Below are 17,248 nucleotides of genomic sequence, written 5' to 3' on the forward strand. Positions count from 1 at the left end.
GCGATGAACGACGGCCCTCCTTGCGAGGGCCGTTTTCGTTGTGCGCTTCAGAACAGCGCCTTGCCGCGGTCCAGGCGCTGGTCCACCAGCCATTTGCCGTGGGCGATGGAGGCGCGCTGGGCGTTTTCCAGGTCGGCGAGGAAGGCGAAGCGCACGGGCAGGGCGATGCGCTTGCTGGTGTGGCCTTCGGGATCGGTGATGTGGCAGCCGGCGGCCCAGGGCGTGGGAATGCCCGGATGCTCGACGACGTCGGCGGTGATGGTGTAGCTGCGGTGCTGGCAGTGCAGGCTGGCCATGGCATGCTCCTCTCTGTCGGAGGCCGACCCGGCTACCTGCGCGACGCCTGTGGTTGCCACGGAGGAGCCTCGGGGCGGCGAGGTTTTCCCTGCGTGTCCCTACCTCTATAGCAGATCGTCGCCGATCCGCCGCGAGAGCCGACGAAGGGCCCCGCTCAGCGGCGCTGGCGACGGCCGAGCATGCGCTCCAGGGTGCCGTCGCGGCGGACCCACTGGTGATAGCCGGCGGCGAGCGCATGGAGCAGCACCACCGAGGTGCTCAGCCACAGGCCGACCATGCGGTGAACGGCGTCGAAGGGCTTCTCGAATGCCTCCCAGCTCAGGTTCCAGGTTTGCGAAATCCAGGCGAACAGCGCGGTGTCCTTGAAGCTGGGTACCACGAACAGGCCGAAGTCGGTGGGCAGGCGGGTGCCGACGTAGCCGGTGAGCGGCATCACCAGCATCAAGGCATACAGCGACAGGTGCGCGTAGTGCGCCAGGCAGTGCTCCAGCGGCGTCCCGGGGACCGCTGGCAGGCGCGGCCCGCGCAGCCGCGAGACGATCCGAGGGATCAGCAGCAGGCCGACCAGCAGGCCCAGCACCCAGTGCAGGTTGAGTACCGGCAGGCGCTGTGGGTGGTCGTGGCCGAGCACCCAGATGACGAAATAGGCCAGCACGATCGCGCCGATGAAACAGAACGCCATGCTCCAGTGCAGCAGGCGGGTGGACAGGCTGTAGACGGTCGCTGGATGCGTCACGGGAATGCCTCGCAGAGAGTGAAGGCGTGCAATCTATGAAACGTCCGGAGAGCGATCAAACGTATTTATGGATAATCGATAACGGAAAACTTAATCGAAACTTTCAAATGTGACGTTATTGCACCGAAACAGTGCTGCGAGTCGCTTTTTTCCGAAACGGAAGCTACTTGGCGGAATAATTCCGGGTCGGGATCATTGTAAGTTGGTTTTTCCTTCGCCCCGGCACTCGCGCCACGCCGGCAGAGCCTGGGGCGGGGCGCGGCTGACCCCCAAGCATTATCGGGAAATATATTCCGTTGTCTTTCCGCTGACGTTTTGCCGACAGCAAGCTGACACAGATGTAATTGAACTCGATCGCTTCGTTTCTATAGTCTTCGAACACTTCGCCGTGCACTTTCAAGGACGGCAAGTGCATATCCTGCGTCTTTTCCGCCATGACGATTCTCGAGGTGAGAGCATGAGTAGTGAGCACGATGGCAAGGACCAGGACGACCTGTTCTCCCCGTTGCCTTACCTGCTGGTTTCCGGCGCTGTCGTGCTCATGACCCTGCTGCTGCGCTGCCTGTTCTGCCCGGGCGAGCAGTTCTGATCGCCCGGACCGGGACGACTCAGCGACCGCGGCTGAGGAAGTCGATCACCAGGCGATTCATCGGCGCGGCGCACTCTTCCGGCAGCCAGTGGCCGCAGCCGGGCAGGACATGGCCTTCGACGTCGTCCGCATAGGCTTTCATCTGCTCCAGCTGGAACGTGCCCATGCCGCCGTGGCCGCCGCCGGCGAGGGTCATGGTTGGCATCTGCAGGCGGGTCTTCGCCAGTTCGGCGTTCTGCCGCACGCTCTCGTTCAACGCGCGGTAGTACTCGAACGAGGCGTTCAGGCTGTGCGGCTTGGCGTACGACCTGGCGTACAGATCCAGCAGGCGCTCGCTGAACACCTCGGTGTTGCTGGCATGGGACTTGATGAAGTGCTCGAGGAAGAAGCGTTCCTTGCCGGCGATCAGGGTTTCCGCCAGGCGGTCGTCGGCGGCGAAGAAACTGAAGTGCCAGACCAGCGACTCGCCCTGGGCGGTGAAGGCCGGGAAGCGGTAGATCCGCGCGTCCGGGATCGGCGCTTCCATGTACACCAGGCGGGCGATGTCGGCCTGGTTCTTCACCACCATCGGGTAGGTGTTCCAGATACCGATGTCGTGGGCCACCAGGTCGAACGGGCGATCCGGGCTGAATTGCCGGGCCAGCTTGTGCAGGTAGACGGCGACCTGTTCGCCGCTATAGCCGGTCTTCGGCGGCTCGGACTGGCCGAGGCCGGGCAGGTCCGGCGCGATCACGGTGAAGCGCTTGGCCAGTTCCGGCATCAGTTGGTGCCATTCGTACCAGGTCTGGCCGAAACCGTGCACCAGCATCACCAGCGGCCCCTGGCCGCCTTTCACGTAGTGCAGCTTCACGCCGTCGACTTCCCGGTAGGCGCTTTCGAAGCCATTCGGGACGGGGAATTCCTCGGCGGCGAAGCCGCCCAGGGAGAAGGTCAGGGCGATGCCGGCCAGGAGGCCGCGGCAGAGTCTATCGAGGATCATGGTTGTGCTTCCTTGGTGGGCTCAGTGAGGGATTTGGCCGCCGAGGGACGGCTCGGTGGCAGCTTGGCGTGGCGCCAGCATCAGCAGCAGGGCCACGGCCATCGCCGCCAGGCAGACCAGCGCGCCGACCTCGCCGAGCGGCGCCAGGCCGCTGCCGTCGATCACCCAGCTGCCGGCGAGGGCGCCGATGCCGATCCCGGCGTTGCAGGCGGAGATGTTCAGCGAGGCGGCGAACGCCGGGGCCCGCGGCGCGGACTTCATCACCCGCACCTGGCCGACGATGAACAGTGCTGCCTGGGCCACGCCCCAGATCGCCAGGGTGGCGGCGAGCAGCCAGGCGTTGCCGAGGGTCGGCACCAGGGCGAGCATGCCCAGCGCCATCAGCAGGACGAACAGCAGGGTTGCGCCCAGCGGGCTGCGATCCACCAGGCGCCCGCCGAGCCAGTTGCCGAGCAGGCCTACCGCGCCGAAGCCCATCAGCGTCCAGCCGACCAGCGAACCGCTGAAGCCGGCCAGGCGCTGGAGGATGTCGGCCAGGTAGGTGTAGGGGGTGAACATGCCGGTGAAGACCAGCAGCGACAGCAACAGGTGGCCGAGCACCAGCGGTTGGCGCAACACGCTCGCCTGGCTGCGCAGCGAGATACCCGGCCGTCCGGGAATGCGCGGCAGCCAGGCGGCCAGCAGCAGCGCCTTGGCCAGGGCCAGCGCGGCGAGTGCGGCGAATGCCAGGCGCCAACCCCAGGCGTCGGCGATCAGCGTGCCGATGGGAATGCCAAGCACGGTGGCGGCGACGATGCCGAAGAACACCAGCGCCACGGCGCGCCCTTCGCGCGAGGGGCCGGCCAGGTGCGCGGCGGTTTCGCTGGCCATGGCCCAGAACACCGGGAGCGCCAGGGCCGGGACGAAGCGCGCCACGGCCATCGTCCAGATATCGCCGGCCACGGCGGCCAGCGCATTGGCCGCGGCGAACAGCAGCAGGCAGGCGACGAACAGCCGCTTGCGTTCGACGCCCGCCAGCGCGGCGGTGAGGAACGGACCGAAGGCGGCGACGCTGAAGGCGAACAGGCTGACCAGCAGGCCGGCCTGGGCGACGCTGACCTGGAGGTCTGCGGCAAGTGCCGGGAGCAGGCCGACGATGACGAACTCGGTGGTCAGGATGGTGAAGCCGGCGGCGGCCAGCAGGAGGATCGGCAATAGCACGGCAAGACTCCTCCGCGAGCGCAGCCGTGGCCGCGCCCGGGAACGATGCATGGGAGGGAAGGGAATCAGGCCGTAGCGGACTGGCCGAGGGTCGGGTAATCGGTGTAGCCGGCAGCGTCGCCACCGTAGAACCGCGCCTGGTTGGCCTCGGCCAGCGGCGCGCCGAGACGGATCCGCTCGACCAGGTCGGGGTTGGCGATGAACGGCCGGCCGATCGCCACCGCGTCGGCCAGTCCGGCCTGGAGTATCGCTTCGGCGCGCTCGGCGTCGTAGTTGCCGCAGACGATCAGCGGCGCGCGGAAGCGTTCGCGCAGGCGCTCGCGGAAGCCTTGCGGGTAGGCCGGGCCGCCGCTCCATTCCCACTCGGCCAGGTGCAGGTAGGCGATGCCGCGTCGCTGCAGGGCTTCGGCAAGGTAAAGGGTCATCGCTTCCGGCTCGTCGTCGTGCATGTCGTTGATCGTGCCCCAGGGCGACAGGCGCAGGCCGACGCGCTCGGCACCGACCGCGGCGACCAGCGCGTCGACGATCTCCAGCAGGAACCGCGCGCGGTTCTCCAGGCTACCGCCATAGGCATCGCTGCGCCGGTTGCTGGCGCTGGCGAGGAACTGGTCGATCAGGTAGCCATTGGCGCCATGCAGCTCGACCAGGTCGAAGCCGGCGTCGAGCGCGTTGCGCGCGGCGCGGACGAATTCGTCGCGGACCCGGCGGATGTCTTCCAGGGTCATTTCCCGCGGCGCGTCGGCCGGCGCCATGGATCCGCCGCCCTGGCCATCGGCGATGAACACCTGGGCCTTGGCCTGGATCGGCGAGGGCGCGATCGGCGCCTCGCCGCCGGCCTGCAGCGAGCGATGCGACATGCGCCCGACATGCCAGAGCTGCGCGGCGATCAGTCCGCCGGCGGCGTGCACCGCCTCGGTGACCTGGCGCCAGCCGGCCAGTTGCGCCTCGCTGTAGATACCGGGGGTGTAGGCGTAGCCCTGGCCGAGGCGGGAAATCTGCGTGCCCTCGCTGACGATCAGCCCGGCGCCGGCGCGCTGCGCATAGTAGAGAGCGTTCAGGGCGGTCGGCACGTCGCCCGGCTGTTGCGCCCGGGAGCGGGTCATCGGCGCCATGACGATGCGGTTGCGCAAGGCCAGGTTGCCTACGGCGAGCGGGGAGAGGAGCAGGTTGGACATGGTCTTTTCCTTTCGAAGGCGGCAGGGAGATGGCTTGAATATCTGTATCGGTCGCTAAATAATATGGCGATGGCAACGCTCGTCAAGTAAATTTATAGTGATCGATACAAATAATGGAGGTCAGGATGGCAACGCGAGGCAGGCCACGGGCATTCGACAGGGACACCGCCCTGCAGCGAGCCATGGACGTGTTCTGGGTGCGTGGCTACGAAGGCGCTTCGCTGGCGGCCCTGACCGAGGCGATGGAAATCAGGCCGCCCAGCCTGTACGCCGCCTTCGGTAGCAAGGAAGGGCTGTTCCGCGAAGCCCTGGCCCACTATCTCGGCCAGCACGGCCGCTATCGCCGGGATGTCCTCGATGGCGCGCCGAGCGCCCGCGAGGGCGTGGCCGAGCTGCTCCGCGAGACCGTCGCGCGCTTCTGTTCCGACGAGTTCCCGCGCGGTTGCCTGGTGGTGCTCGCGGCGCTGACCGGAACCCCGGAAAGCGAGGCGGTGCGGGACGCGTTGAGCGCCGAGCGCGGCGAGTCGATCCGCCTGTTCCGTGAGCGCATGCGGCGCGGCATCGCTGACGGCGACCTGGCGGCGGACACCGACGTGGAGGAGTTGGCGACCTTCTATGCCACCGTGCTGTTCGGCCTCAGCGTGCAGGCCAAGGACCGGGTGCCTTGCGAGCGCCTGCTGGCGGTGGTCGAACGGGCGCTGCGCGCCTGGCCCTGAGCGGGCCGCATCAGGCCGCCGCGCTGCGGCGCAGCCATTCCAGCAGCAGCGTGGCAGGCTCTCCGGCCTGCAACGGTCGCGGGGTCAGCAGGTGATAGCTGCTGCCGTCGGCGAGGAATCCCAGCGGCGCCGCCAGCAGGCCGGCGGACAGATCGTCGCGCACCAGTTGCCAGGGGCCGATGGCTACGCCGAGTCCGGCGCCGGCCGCCTGCAGGCTCAGGTAGAAGTGCTCGAAGCGCTGCCCTTCGGTCGTCGCCGGCGCCTGTCCGGCGAGACGGGTCCAGGTGTTCCAGGCTTGCGGGCGGGTCGCCGTGTGCAGGCGCGGTGCGACGGCGCGAAGCCCGGGCGGGCCTGCATCGAGGTGGAAATGCCGTTCGACGTCGCTCGCCCGGCAGACCGGGCCGACCTGCTCGTCGAACAGCCAGTGGGCATGGCTGCCGGGCGGCCAGGGGAAGTCGTTGCGGCGGATCGCCAGGTCGATGCCGCGGCCGAAGGCGAACGGCCCGCCGCCGGCGACCAGCTGGATCGACAGTCGTGGCTGTTCCTGCATGAATCCGGCGATCCGCGGGATCAGCCAGCGCATCAGCAAGGTCGGTTCGCAGGACAGCACCAGCGCGGTGGGGCTGGCCTCCGCGCGCAGGGTCTCGCCGGTGCGCTCGATCAGGTCGAGGGCCGGGCCGGTGCCGGCGAGCAGGCGCCTGCCGGCCTCGCTGAGGAAAACCCGCTGGCCGCGGCGTTCGAAGAGCGCACAACCGAGTTCCTCCTCCAGGGTCCGCACGGCGCGGCTGATGGCACCGTGGGTCAGGCACAGGGCCTCGGCGGCACGGGAAAAGTTCTCCAGGCGGGCGGCGGCCTCGAAGCAGCGCAGGGCGTTCAGCGAGGGCAGGCGACGGCGCCTGAATGGTGAGTTTTCCTCACCATGATTGTCAGTATTCATCGTTCTCGCTCGGCGCTGGAGACCGGTAGATTGTGTCGTCCATTCTACCTTGGAGCCTTCCAGGCATGACAGAGTTGCTAGCTTTCCTGACCATCACTGTGCTTGCGGTGATCAGCCCCGGCGCCGATTTCGCCATGGTCTCGCGCAACAGCCTGCTGTATTCCCGCCGCGCCGGCCTGCTCACCGCGCTGGGCATCGGCGCGGGGGTGACGGTACATGTCGGCTACAGCATCCTCGGCGTCGGCGTGCTGGTGCGCGAGTCGCTGGCGCTGTTCACCGCGCTGAAGCTGGCGGGCGCCGCCTACCTGGTGTTCCTCGGCCTGCGCATGCTGCTGGCGCGAGAGGACTCGGTGGCGGAGGAGGCGGCGGGCGGCGCCGGGGTTTCGTCCTGGGCGATGTTGCGCAGCGGCTTCCTGACCAATGCGCTCAATCCGAAGACCTGCCTGTTCGTGGTCAGCCTGTTCATGCAGGTGATCGATCCGCATACCGCGTTGCCGGCGCAACTGGGCTACGGGGCCTTCATCGCGCTCGCCCACGTGGCCTGGTTCGGCCTGGTCGCCTGCTTTCTCTCGAGCCCGGCGGTGCGCGGCCGGCTCCTGCGTTTCCGCCGGCGCATCGACCAGTTCTTCGGCGCCCTGCTGGTTGGTTTCGGCGTCCTGCTGGGGGCGAAAAGCCCATGAGCATGGACCACTGATGGCCGCTTGCCGCCTTTGAAGCGAGGCCGGCGGCTCCCTAGAATGCGCCGTTCATGCCGTCGCCAGTTGAGGGACGGTCCCAGGATCGCGGGACGCATGGGAGTTGCATGAAGAAGGGAGCGACGCTTTTCGCCGTCCTCTGGGCGGTACTCGGCCTGGGCCTGCTGGTCGGTTTGCCGGTGGCCATCCATTTCATTCTCGGCCAGTACGACGAGGCCGGGTTCAGCGGGCCGCAACTGGTCTTCGAGGAACAGGGCCATTCCTACCTGGCGTTCACCCTCGACGACTATCGCGCCAACGAAGTGGACAACGGCGTGGTACACGGCAGCAGCCGCAGCTATGCCCAGGTGGTCGACCTGGAGGACGGCAGCCTGCGCTGGAGCATGCGCCTGGATGCCGACAACGAGCGCGGCGACGACTGGGGTTCCGGCGAGCTGCTGGGCCAGTCGTCGCGCTACCTGTTCTTCCTGCGCAACGAACTCTACGTACTCGACCGGCGCGACGCCGCCCCTGCGCTGGCGTTCGACGAGCTGGAGCGGCGCACTGGCGGCCTGCCGTTGAAGTCGGCGCCCTGGGGGAAGGACGCCTATCGCTACGACGAAGGCCGGGGCGGATTGCTGATGCTCGCGCTGGACGGCCGCGTCTGGTTCCTCGACGGCGACAGCCTGGCCCTGCGCGAAGCTCCGGAAGTCGATGCCGCGCGGTATTTCCACGGCGACCCGCCGCCGCCGGCGAATGCCGGGATCGACTGGCAGGCGCCGGGCCTGACGCGCCTGCCCGACGGACGCCTGCTGATCCTCGCCAGCGATCACGAGGCCCGAGCGCTGGAGCGTGGCGAGGCGCTGCCGGCAGCGAACCAACGGGCGCGACGCCAGCGCCTGTCACTGGGCACCCTGGATTGGCGGTCGCCGGCGGAGAATCGACTGCGTCCGCTGCTCGACGCGGCCTTCCTGCAGGCTGGCCTGCTGCCCGATCCAGCCGCTGCCGAAGAGCCGCAGCGGCTGCTCGAGCGACCGTCCGAGCGGCAGCGCCAGCGTCCGTCGCTGCCGCCCGAGCCGCAGCCGCCGGAAGAGTTCGACGAGCGCGTGGAGCGTTTTCCCAGTACCCGTGCGTTCCTTGCGGCGCGTGACGCCTACCGCCAGGAACGGCGACGCTGGATTGCCGCGCACGATGCCTGGCGGGAACGGGTCGCCGACCTGGAGGCGGCGGCGGATGCCGAGTACCGTCGCCGGCGCGACGAGCAGACGCGCGAGGAGGCGTTGTACCGTCGCTATGCCTCGGCGCTGCCGGGCGGCGATTCCAGGTTGGCGCGCCGTCCCTGGCGAGTCGACGGCAACTGGCTGGTGCTGCACCGGCGCAGCCTGGCCGAGCGTAGCGAGCTGCTGCTCAGCTCGGTGTCTGCCGACGGCAGCTTGCTCTGGACCCTGGAGCTGCCCATCGAGCGTCCCGAGCGGCTGTTCCGCCTGGATGCCCACAACCTGCTTCTCAGCGGCCGTGGAGAGGAAGGCGGGCGGTTGGTGCGGGTCGATCTGCGCCGGGGTAGCGGCATCGTCCATCGCCTCGGGCGCGGCGGCGCGCCATTGCAGCGGGTCGAGTGGCCCGAAGGCCAACCGTGATCGCCTGCGCCCGGCCTGGGTGGCTGCCCAGCGGGGGGGGCGGGCGCCGATTCAGGGGTTCCTGAAGACGAATACGCCGCTGTCCACCAGGCGCGTCAGGCGGATGCGCAGCAGCAGGGTGCGGTGGGCTGCGAGGAAGCGCGGCACCTGCGCCAGCGGAATTGCCAGGCCTTCGCTGTCGCCGGGGCCCACCGCGGTATAGCCGACCGGCTGGCGCGGCGGATCGAACGGCGGCTGGGCCGACACGCTGAGCGACAGGGTGTCCACGGCGAAACCGGCGAGCAGGTCGTCGAGGGACTCGATCGACAGGTACAGCGAGCGGTAGGCGGGGTTGTCCTCGTAGGGATGGACGTCGGCGATGACCTGCTCGTAGAAGCGCTGTTCGAAACGCCGGTCGCTGTTCAGCTTGCGGAAGAACTGGATGAAGTAGTCGCGCACCTCCTGGTCGAGGTCGTCGCAGACGTGGCTGACCAGGTTCAGGTAGCGCGGCGAGCGGCGCTCGATGCCGGGGTCGAGCTGATCGATGCGGCGCTGCCAGGGGAAGCTTGCGCCGCTGCTCCGGTAATCGGCGTCCTCGACCTCCAGCGCGGCGCGGATCAGCTCCAGGGTATGCGGGTTCTTCGGTCCGCGGTCCTTCAGCGCCACGCTGGCGTGGTTCTCGCCGTCGACGATGGCGAAGGCGATCTCGCCGCGCGATTCTTCCAGGCGCCAGCCGGGCCTGGCGCGCTGGCGGACATCCAGTTCGAGGCTCAGGCGGCAGGCGTTGAGGTTCGCCGTGGCGATCCGCACCGTGCCGTCGCCGCCGGCTTCGTTGGCGATGGCTTCGACGCCGCTGTAGCCGACATTGCCCACCAGTACCGTGGCGAGCAGGCGGCCGGCGCCGTACCAGGCCTCGGCGCCGAACAGGTCGCGCTCGGCGAGTTGCCAGGAGTACGGCGAGCCCAGCTCCAGTCCCTTCAGCACCTGGGTGCCGGTCTGCCCGACGAAGCGGTTCCAGCCTTTCAGCACGCGACCGATGAAGGAGCGTCCCTTGTGCGCCAGCGGCGAGCCGAAGTTGGCCGGGGCGAGCATCAGGAAGCGCTTGACCGGCGCGCTGGCGGGGTCGAAGTGGCGGGTCAGCCAGTCGCGCAGCACCAGGGCGCCGGTACTGTGCACCACCACGTCCACCGTGCGCGGTGCCCGCGACAGTCCCTGGGCGGTCCAGGCGCGATCCAGGGCGGCGGCGAGGTCGGCGTAGGTGACGTCGTCCTGCAGGGAGATCCAGTCGGCGAGGCGGATCTGCGTCGGCGCGCTGCCGAACCAGGCTTCCAGCTGCTCGGCGAGGCGGCGGAACGACTTCGAATCGTCGCTCCAGCCGTGGACGATGACGATCGAACGGGGCATGTCCGGCATCCTCTGGGGCTGATCCGGGCGACTATAGAACATGCGCCGCGGCGACGCGCCCTGACCTGCGAAAACGTCTAGGATGCGGCGGTCGCCCCCGACTGCCGCCGGCGCGGCATCGCCAGCGCCTTGCTGCGGCAGGCGCGGGACGACTGTCGCGGCGACCGCCTGTTCACTTCCTGCAACCGCTCCAACCTGCCGATGCGGCGCCTGCTGGAGCGCGAGGGATTCCAGCCGAGCGGGGTGATCGACAACCTCGACGAAGGTGATCCGGAGCTGGTCTTCGTGCGTTTCCTCGCGCCGTCGCGCTGAGCCCCGGACTCATTTCAGGTTGCCGGCGAGGAACTGGCGCAGGCGCTCGCTGCGCGGCGCGCCGAACACCTGGTCCGGCGTCCCTTGCTCTTCGATCACGCCCTGGTGGAGGAAGATCACATGGCTGGAAACCTGGCGGGCGAAGGCCATCTCGTGGGTGACCAGGACCATGGTGCGACCTTCCTCGGCCAACTGCTGCATGACTTTCAGCACTTCGCCGACCAGTTCCGGATCGAGCGCCGAGGTCGGTTCGTCGAACAGCATCACCTGCGGCTCCATGGCCAGGGCGCGGGCGATCGCCACGCGCTGTTGCTGGCCGCCGGAGAGTTCGCAGGGATACTGCCGTTCGACCTTCTCCGCCAGGCCGACCTTGGCCAGGTAGTGGCGCGCGCGGGCCACGGCGTCGTCGCGGTTCATTCTCAGGACGTTGACCGGGCACTCGACCACGTTCTCCAGCACCGTCAGGTGGCTCCACAGGTTGAAATGCTGGAAGACCATCGCCAGCCGGCTGCGGATCTTCTGCAACTGCCGGGGATCGGCGGCGCGCAGCTCGCCCAGGGCGCCGGGACGGGTGCGCAGTTCCTCGTCGCCGACGCGGATGCGCCCGGCACAGGGCTTTTCCAGGAAGTTGACGCAGCGCAGGAAGGTGCTCTTGCCCGAGCCGGAGGAGCCGATGATGCTGATCACGTCTCCCTTGCCGGCCCTGAGCGAAACGCCCCTGAGCACCTCATGGCTGCCGTAGCGCTTGTGGATGTCTTCGACCTGCAGGCTGTACATGCGCGTGTCTCCGGGAGAGGTCAGTGGGTTTGCGGTCTGAGGTAGGCCAGCCAGCGCAGCTCGCCGCGGCGGAACAGCCAGATCAGCAGGAAGGCGGTGCCGGCGTAGAGCGCGCCGGCGATGCCGAAGGACAGGAACGGCGCATAGGTGGCGGAATTGACGTCGCGGGCCACCTTGAGCAGGTCCGGCACTGTGGCGGTGAACGCCACCGAGGTGGAATGCAGCATCAGGATCACTTCGTTGCTGAAGTACGGCAGTGCCCGGCGCAGCGCCGAGGGCAGGACGATGTGCCGGTAGAGGGTGAAGCCGCCCATGCCGTAGGCGCGCGCCGCTTCCACTTCGCCGTGGGGCGTGTTCCTGATCGCGCCGGCGAAGATTTCCGTCATGTAGGCGCAGGTGTTGAGGACGAAGGCCAGCACCGTGCAGTTGAAGCCGTCGCGGAAGAACGCGTTGAGAAAGTCCTGGGCGCGTATGGCATTCAGGCTGTAGACGCCGGTGTAGAAGAACAGCAACTGGATGTACAGCGGGGTGCCGCGGAACACGTAGGTGTAGAGCCAGACCGGGTAGCGCAGCAGCGGGTTGCCGCAGGTCCGCGCCACCGCCAGCGGGATGGCCAGCAGGAAGCCAAGCGCCACGGCGAGGATCAGCAGCCACAGGGTCATCGCCAGTCCGGTCAGTTGCAGGCCGTCGGTCCACAGGTAGGCCTGCCAGTATTCGTCGAGTACCGCGTTCATGGCAGCGGCCTCCTGACGCCCAGCGAGCTGCGCCGCTCCAGCCACAGCAGCGCGGCGTTGGAGATTGCGGTGATGGCCAGGTAGATCAGCCCGCAGACCAGGGTGAAGTGGAAGAACTGCAGGGTGCCCTTGCCGGCGTCCTGGGTGGCCTTGACCAGGTCGCCGAGACCGATGATCGAGACCAGCGCGGTGGACTTGACCAGCACCTGCCAGTTGTTGCCGATGCCCGGCAGGGCGTAGCGCAGCATCTGCGGCAGGAGTACCCGGCGGAACACTCGCCAGCGCCCCATGCCGTAGGCTTGCGCGGCTTCGACCTGGCCGGCCGGGACCGCCTGGAAGGCGCCGCGGAAGGTTTCCGTGAAGTAGGCGCCATAGATGAACGCCAGGGTGACGCAGCCGGCGGCGAACGGGTCGATGTCGACCTGGCCGATGCCGAGGGCGTCGGTGACGCGGTTGAGGAGGATCTGCAGGCTGAAGAACAGCAACAGCATGATGACCAGGTCGGGGACGCTGCGGATCAGCGTCGTATAGCCGCTGGCCAGGGCGCGCAGCGGGCGGTTGGCGGCGAGCTTGGCGCTGGCGCCGAGGAGGCCGATGAGCACGGCGCCGAGCAGGGAGCCCAGCGCCAGTTTCAGGGTCACCAGGGTGCCGGCGAGTATCTGCGGGCCGAAGCCGTCGAGGAACATTTCACTCTCCATTGCTTGTTGTTGTCGGTCGAGGTGAAAAGCGGCCGGACGCCGTTCAGGGCGTGCCGTAGAGGTCGAAATCGAAGTAGCGGGCGTTGATTCGCGCGTAGGTTCCGTTGGCGCGGATCGTCGCCAGCGCCTTGTTCAGGTCCTCGCGCAGCGCCACGTCCTCCTTGCGCAGGCCGATGCCGTCGCCGACCCCGAAGTAGCGAGGGTCGTCCAGCACCGCTCCGGCCAGTTCGAAATCCTTGCCGACCGGCTTGTCGAGGAAGCCGTAGCTGGCCTGCACCGCGCCTTGCAGCGAGGCGTCGAGGCGGCCCATGACGAGGTCGGCGTAGACCTGTTCCTGGTTCTGGTAGGAGACGACCCGCACCCCCTTGGCGGCCCATTCGGCCTTGGCGTAGGCCTCCTGGTTGGAGCCCTGGCCGACCCCCACGCGCTTGCCGCGCAGGCTCTCGGCGTCGGGCAGGAGCGCCGAGCCACGGCGTACCACCAGGCGGCTCGGCGCGTTGGAGACGCGGTCGGTGAAGGCGATGTGCTGTGCGCGTTTCGGCGTGATGGTCATCGACGAGACGATGGCGTCGATCTTGCGCGACAGCAGCGCCGGGATGATGCCGTCCCAGTTGCTTTCGACCCATTCGCAGCGGGCTCGCAGCTCCGCGCAGAGGGCTTCGCCGATCTCGATGCCGAAGCCTGCCAGGCGGCCGTCCGGCTGCTTGTATTCGAGCGGCGGGTAGGTCGGGTCGACGCCCAGGCGCAGGACCTTGCCGGTCCAGTCGGCGGCGCCGGCCGGTGCGGCGAGGAGGAGGGAGAGGGCGATGCTGCCGAGGGTTCTTGTCATTGTGGTTGTCCTCTGTCGATCCGCGCGCGCCAGGCCGCGCGCCCGTTGAAAACCCTGGCTCAGGCCAGGAAGCGCTCGGCCAGTCGCACCCAGTAGCTGGCGCCGACGGCCAGGCAGTCGTCGTTGAAGTCGTAGCCGGGGTTGTGCAACTGGCAGCCGCTCTCGCCCTGGCCATTGCCGATCACCAGGTAGCTGCCGGGACAGCGTTCGAGGATGAAGGCGAAATCCTCGCTGGCGGTGAACGGCCGCAGTCCGTCGATCAGGCATTCCTCGCCCAGCCAGTCGCGGGCCACCTCGCGGGCGAACGCGGTCTGCCCGGGATGGTTGACCAGCACCGGATGGCAATGCCGGTAGTCGACCTCCGCCCGCGCGCCGAAGCTGGCGGCCTGGCCGCGGGCCAGTTCGCCGATGCGGCGCTCCAGCAGGGCACGGGTTTCCGCGGTCAGGGCGCGGACGCTGAGGATCATTTCGGCGCTGGCCGGGATCACGTTGGAGACCGTCCCGGCATGGATCGCGCCGACGCTGACGATCGCGGTGTCCTGCGGGTCGACGTTGCGCGAGACGATGCTCTGCAAGGCCAGCACGATGGCGGAGCAGACCACCACCGGGTCGACGGTGTGCTGCGGCACCGCGCCGTGGCCGCCACTGCCGATCACGCGGATGACCACGGTATCGGCCGAGGCCATGAAGGGGCCGGGATGGAAGCCCAGGTGGCCGACGGGGTATCCCGGGACGTTGTGCATGGCGAAGATGGCGTCGCAGGGGAAGCGCTCCAGCAGCCCGTCGTCGAGCATCGCGCGGGCACCGCCGAGGCCCTCTTCGGCAGGCTGGAAGATCAGTTGCAGGGTGCCGCGCCAGTGCGGCGACTCGACCAGGTGCCTGGCCGCGGCGAGGAGCATCGCGGTGTGGCCGTCGTGGCCGCAGGCGTGCATCACGCCGTCCACCTGGCTGGCGTAGGGCAGGCCGGTGGCTTCCTGGATCGGCAGCGCGTCCATGTCGGCGCGCAGGCCCAGCGCTGGGCCCTCGCCGCGGCACAGGGTGCCGACCACGCCGGTGCGACCCACCCCACGGCTGACCTGGTAGCCCCAGGCCTCCAGGCATTCGGCGACCAGCGCGGCGGTTCGCCGTTCCTCGAAACCCAACTCCGGGTGGGCATGGATATGGCGGCGCAAGGTAACCATCTCTTCCCGCAGCGCCGCGATGGCGGGCAGGACGGCAGGCTCGGTCATTCTTCTTGTTCTCCTCAAGGGCTCCGACCGGTGGGCGGCGGGGCGTTGTCGAAGCCGATGGTAGGCAAGCGGGGGACTGGCGGGGAGGCTCGCTTTGGCTATGATGACAACCTTTCGTTGTCACCTCGGTAAGCCCGTGAAACTCCACCAGTTGCAAGCCCTGGTCGCCAGTGCCGACGCGGGCGGCATCCGCGCCGCCGCCCGCGTCCTGGGGATTTCCCAGGCGGCCGTGACCCGCGCGCTGCGCGAACTGGAAACCGAACAGCATCTGCCGCTGTTCGTCCGCACGCCCAGCGGCCTGACCTTCACCGAATACGGCAAGGCGCTGCTGATCCACGCCCGGCTGGTGCTCAAGCAACTGGAGCACGCGCAGGTCGAACTCGACCACCTGCGTGGCCAGGCCAGCGGCCGGCTGTGCATCGGGGTGACGCCTTGGGTGGCGCTGACCTTCCTCTCGGAGGCGGTGCAGGCGTTCCGCGAGCGCATGCCGGAGGTGCGCCTGGAGCTTTTCGAAAGCCTGATGGCGGTGGCCCAGCCATTGCTTCGCGACGGCAGCATGGATTTCGCCATCGGCCCGCTGCACGGCGCCCAGGCGGCCCAGGAGTTCGCCTGCGAGAAGCTGCTCGACTACGACACCGCGGTGCTGGTCCGCCAGGGGCATCCGCTGGCGGGTTGCGGCTCGATCCACGAGCTGCTGGAACAGGACTGGGCGTTGAACTACACCGGCGACGGCCACGACGCCCTGATGCGCGAGTTGTTCTGGCGCCACGGCGCCTTGATCGACGAGCGGCGCATCGTCCGCGCGCACTCCGTGGCGATCCTGCAGACCCTGGTGGAGCAGGCCGACATGTGCACCTGGGTGCCGGCGATCATAGGCGCCGCCCCGCCGTTGCTCGGCCGGGTGGTGCCGCTGGCGCTGCGGGAAACCTTCGAGCCACGACGGCTGGGCATCATCACCCGGCGCGGCGGAGCCCTCAGCAATCCGGCGCAATGCTTCGTCGAGTGCCTGCTGCAGGTGATCCGCCGCCACGCCCGCTCGGCGAAGAAGGATGACCGGCGCCTGTTCGAAACCCTGCGCCTGCTAGTCTGATTCCTACTGGCACGGACGTACGGTCGCTCAAGATCGGTCGTGCTGCGACCGATAGCCTGGAAAGCCACGAGCGAGGATGCCGGCATGCTGCAATGGTTCGCTAACCTGTCGTTCCGCAGGAAAATCGCCCTGCCGATCCTCCTGCTGGCGGTGCTTCTGCTGCTGGTGGGCGCGCTCGGCGTGCATGGCATCGCCCAGCTGAACGAATCCAACCAGCGCCTGGGCAAGCGTTTTCTCCCCGGCATCGCCCTGCTGCTCAACGCCGACCGCGATCTCTACCAGGCCTTCGTCGCCGAGCGCAGCCTGCTCGAGGGCCACCTGAGCGCCGAGCAGATCGCCGGCCTGAGGAACGATCACGCGGAAAACCTGCAGCAGGCCCTGGATCGGGTGCGCCAGTACGCGGCGATGCAGCCGGGCGAGGCGGAACTGGCCAAGGTCGCCGAGTTCGAGCGCGGCTATGCCCTCTGGAGCGCGACCTCGGCGCGGGTGCTGAGCCTGGCGGCCAGCGATCCGAGCGCCGCGGCGCAGCTCAGCTACGGTGACAGCGATCGCCAGTTCGGGGCGATGCGCGAGGTGATCAACCAGCTCGACGAGATGGAAGAGGCGGCCGCGGCCGCCGACGGCGAGGCGTCCTCCGCGCTGGGCGAGCGCCACCGCTGGCAGCAGGTGGCGCTGGTGGCGTTCGGCCTGCTGGTGTGCCTGTCGCTGGTGCTGGTGTTCCCCGGCCTGGTGACCCGTCCGTTGCAGCGTCTGCTGCAACGCCTGGAAGAGATCGCCAACGGCGATGGCGACCTGCGCGTGCGCCTGGAGGTCACTTCGCGCGACGAACCCGGCCGCCTCGGCAGCGCCTTCAACGCCTTCCTCGACAAGTTGCAGCCGCTGATCCGCGAGGTCGGCCGGGTCACCGGCGAGGTCGCCGATTCAGCCGGTTCGCTGGCCGGCATGACCGCCGCCAACGATCGTCTGATCAACAGCGAGCACGCATCGGTGGACCAGGTCAGCACCGCCGCGACGCAGATGAGCAGCGCCGTCCACGAGGTGGCGCGCAATGCCCAGAGCGCCGCGCAGGTGGCCGATGACGCCCGCCGGCAGGCGCGCGAGGGCGCCAACGTGGTGGAAGCGACCATCGAGGTGATCCGCCAGTTGGCGCAGGAAGTGGAGAGCAGTTCCGAGAGCATCCAGCAACTGGCCCAGGAAACCGCCAGCATCGACGCGGTGCTGACGGTGATCAAGGGCATCGCCGAACAGACCAACCT

The 17,248-nt window shown here is 68.5% G+C and carries 18 protein-coding genes and 1 pseudogene; 7 read left to right on the forward strand and 12 right to left on the reverse strand.

The annotated features are described in order from the left end of the window. Nucleotides 1–47 precede the first annotated feature (47 nt). Nucleotides 48–296, reverse strand: a complete 249-nt coding sequence (locus tag HMPREF3014_RS10300) for a hypothetical protein (protein WP_023087175.1) — start codon at nt 294–296, stop codon at nt 48–50. A gap of 155 nt (nt 297–451) precedes the next feature. Beyond that, the gene (locus tag HMPREF3014_RS10305; RefSeq protein WP_023109459.1) at nt 452–1,033 is read right to left on the reverse strand and encodes a cytochrome b; all 582 of its coding nucleotides are present in this window, start codon (nt 1,031–1,033) and stop codon (nt 452–454) included. A 457-nt stretch (nt 1,034–1,490) separates the two neighbouring features. Here HMPREF3014_RS10305 and HMPREF3014_RS35050 point away from each other — a divergent pair, with 457 nt between their 5' ends. Beyond that, nucleotides 1,491–1,622: a hypothetical protein gene (locus tag HMPREF3014_RS35050; protein ID WP_003091046.1), complete on the forward strand. Its 132-nt coding sequence runs from the start codon at nt 1,491–1,493 to the stop codon at nt 1,620–1,622. Nucleotides 1,623–1,641: 19 nt separating this feature from the next. Here HMPREF3014_RS35050 and cif read toward each other — a convergent pair whose 3' ends face one another. From cif to HMPREF3014_RS10330, 3 genes are all read right to left on the reverse strand, one after another. After that, nucleotides 1,642–2,601, reverse strand: a complete 960-nt coding sequence (cif, locus tag HMPREF3014_RS10320) for a CFTR inhibitory factor Cif (RefSeq protein ID WP_003091045.1) — start codon at nt 2,599–2,601, stop codon at nt 1,642–1,644. A gap of 21 nt (nt 2,602–2,622) precedes the next feature. Beyond that, complete coding sequence (locus HMPREF3014_RS10325) at nt 2,623–3,801, reverse strand: MFS transporter (RefSeq protein ID WP_003124437.1); 1,179 nt, start codon at nt 3,799–3,801, stop codon at nt 2,623–2,625. A gap of 65 nt (nt 3,802–3,866) precedes the next feature. Next, complete coding sequence (locus HMPREF3014_RS10330) at nt 3,867–4,976, reverse strand: alkene reductase (protein ID WP_003101455.1); 1,110 nt, start codon at nt 4,974–4,976, stop codon at nt 3,867–3,869. 125 nt (nt 4,977–5,101) lie between these two features. Between HMPREF3014_RS10330 and HMPREF3014_RS10335 the strand changes: the two genes are divergently transcribed. After that, nucleotides 5,102–5,692, forward strand: a complete 591-nt coding sequence (locus HMPREF3014_RS10335; RefSeq protein ID WP_003119828.1) for a TetR/AcrR family transcriptional regulator — start codon at nt 5,102–5,104, stop codon at nt 5,690–5,692. A 10-nt stretch (nt 5,693–5,702) separates the two neighbouring features. Here the strand turns inward: HMPREF3014_RS10335 and HMPREF3014_RS10340 are convergent, their stop codons facing one another. Beyond that, complete coding sequence (locus HMPREF3014_RS10340; protein ID WP_003118073.1) at nt 5,703–6,629, reverse strand: LysR family transcriptional regulator; 927 nt, start codon at nt 6,627–6,629, stop codon at nt 5,703–5,705. 65 nt (nt 6,630–6,694) lie between these two features. On the opposite strand from HMPREF3014_RS10340, the gene HMPREF3014_RS10345 reads away from it, so the two are divergent. Further along, a complete protein-coding gene (locus HMPREF3014_RS10345; RefSeq protein ID WP_003114008.1) occupies nt 6,695–7,309 on the forward strand; it encodes a LysE family transporter in 615 nt (204 codons plus the stop codon). A 122-nt stretch (nt 7,310–7,431) separates the two neighbouring features. After that, complete coding sequence (locus tag HMPREF3014_RS10350; RefSeq protein ID WP_023087177.1) at nt 7,432–8,940, forward strand: PA2928 family protein; 1,509 nt, start codon at nt 7,432–7,434, stop codon at nt 8,938–8,940. Nucleotides 8,941–8,991: 51 nt separating this feature from the next. On the opposite strand, the gene HMPREF3014_RS10355 is transcribed toward HMPREF3014_RS10350, so the two are convergent. Beyond that, complete coding sequence (locus tag HMPREF3014_RS10355) at nt 8,992–10,323, reverse strand: esterase/lipase family protein (protein WP_003160602.1); 1,332 nt, start codon at nt 10,321–10,323, stop codon at nt 8,992–8,994. A gap of 99 nt (nt 10,324–10,422) precedes the next feature. On the opposite strand from HMPREF3014_RS10355, the pseudogene HMPREF3014_RS10360 reads away from it, so the two are divergent. Continuing rightward, a pseudogene (locus HMPREF3014_RS10360) lies at nt 10,423–10,635 on the forward strand (GNAT family N-acetyltransferase); the annotation flags it as partial. Nucleotides 10,636–10,644: 9 nt separating this feature from the next. Here the strand turns inward: HMPREF3014_RS10360 and HMPREF3014_RS10365 are convergent. Genes HMPREF3014_RS10365 through HMPREF3014_RS10385 form a run of 5 tightly spaced genes read right to left on the reverse strand, consistent with a single transcriptional unit; the run spans nt 10,645 to nt 14,902 of the window. Then, complete coding sequence (locus HMPREF3014_RS10365; RefSeq protein ID WP_003101443.1) at nt 10,645–11,412, reverse strand: ABC transporter ATP-binding protein; 768 nt, start codon at nt 11,410–11,412, stop codon at nt 10,645–10,647. A 20-nt stretch (nt 11,413–11,432) separates the two neighbouring features. Beyond that, nucleotides 11,433–12,146: an ABC transporter permease gene (locus tag HMPREF3014_RS10370; RefSeq protein ID WP_023087178.1), complete on the reverse strand. Its 714-nt coding sequence runs from the start codon at nt 12,144–12,146 to the stop codon at nt 11,433–11,435. Continuing rightward, complete coding sequence (locus HMPREF3014_RS10375; RefSeq protein ID WP_003091034.1) at nt 12,143–12,832, reverse strand: ABC transporter permease; 690 nt, start codon at nt 12,830–12,832, stop codon at nt 12,143–12,145. Before HMPREF3014_RS10375 ends, HMPREF3014_RS10370 begins: the two co-directional genes overlap by 4 nt. A 55-nt stretch (nt 12,833–12,887) precedes the next feature. After that, nucleotides 12,888–13,673 (reverse strand): ABC transporter substrate-binding protein, encoded by a 786-nt coding sequence (locus HMPREF3014_RS10380; RefSeq protein ID WP_003101442.1) that lies wholly within the window; start codon nt 13,671–13,673, stop codon nt 12,888–12,890. 59 nt (nt 13,674–13,732) lie between these two features. Continuing rightward, nucleotides 13,733–14,902, reverse strand: a complete 1,170-nt coding sequence (locus tag HMPREF3014_RS10385; RefSeq protein ID WP_016562072.1) for a M20 aminoacylase family protein — start codon at nt 14,900–14,902, stop codon at nt 13,733–13,735. A gap of 100 nt (nt 14,903–15,002) precedes the next feature. Between HMPREF3014_RS10385 and HMPREF3014_RS10390 the strand changes: the two genes are divergently transcribed. Both HMPREF3014_RS10390 and HMPREF3014_RS10395 read left to right on the forward strand, forming a co-directional pair. Beyond that, nucleotides 15,003–15,992, forward strand: a complete 990-nt coding sequence (locus HMPREF3014_RS10390; protein ID WP_003119833.1) for a LysR family transcriptional regulator — start codon at nt 15,003–15,005, stop codon at nt 15,990–15,992. Between the two features lie 84 nt (nt 15,993–16,076). Next, nucleotides 16,077–17,248, forward strand: a 1,172-nt coding sequence (locus tag HMPREF3014_RS10395) for a methyl-accepting chemotaxis protein (protein WP_048275594.1), incomplete at its 3' end; no start/stop codon positions are given.

This window comes from Pseudomonas sp. HMSC065H01 (assembly GCF_001815235.1).
Taxonomy (GTDB): domain Bacteria; phylum Pseudomonadota; class Gammaproteobacteria; order Pseudomonadales; family Pseudomonadaceae; genus Pseudomonas; species Pseudomonas aeruginosa.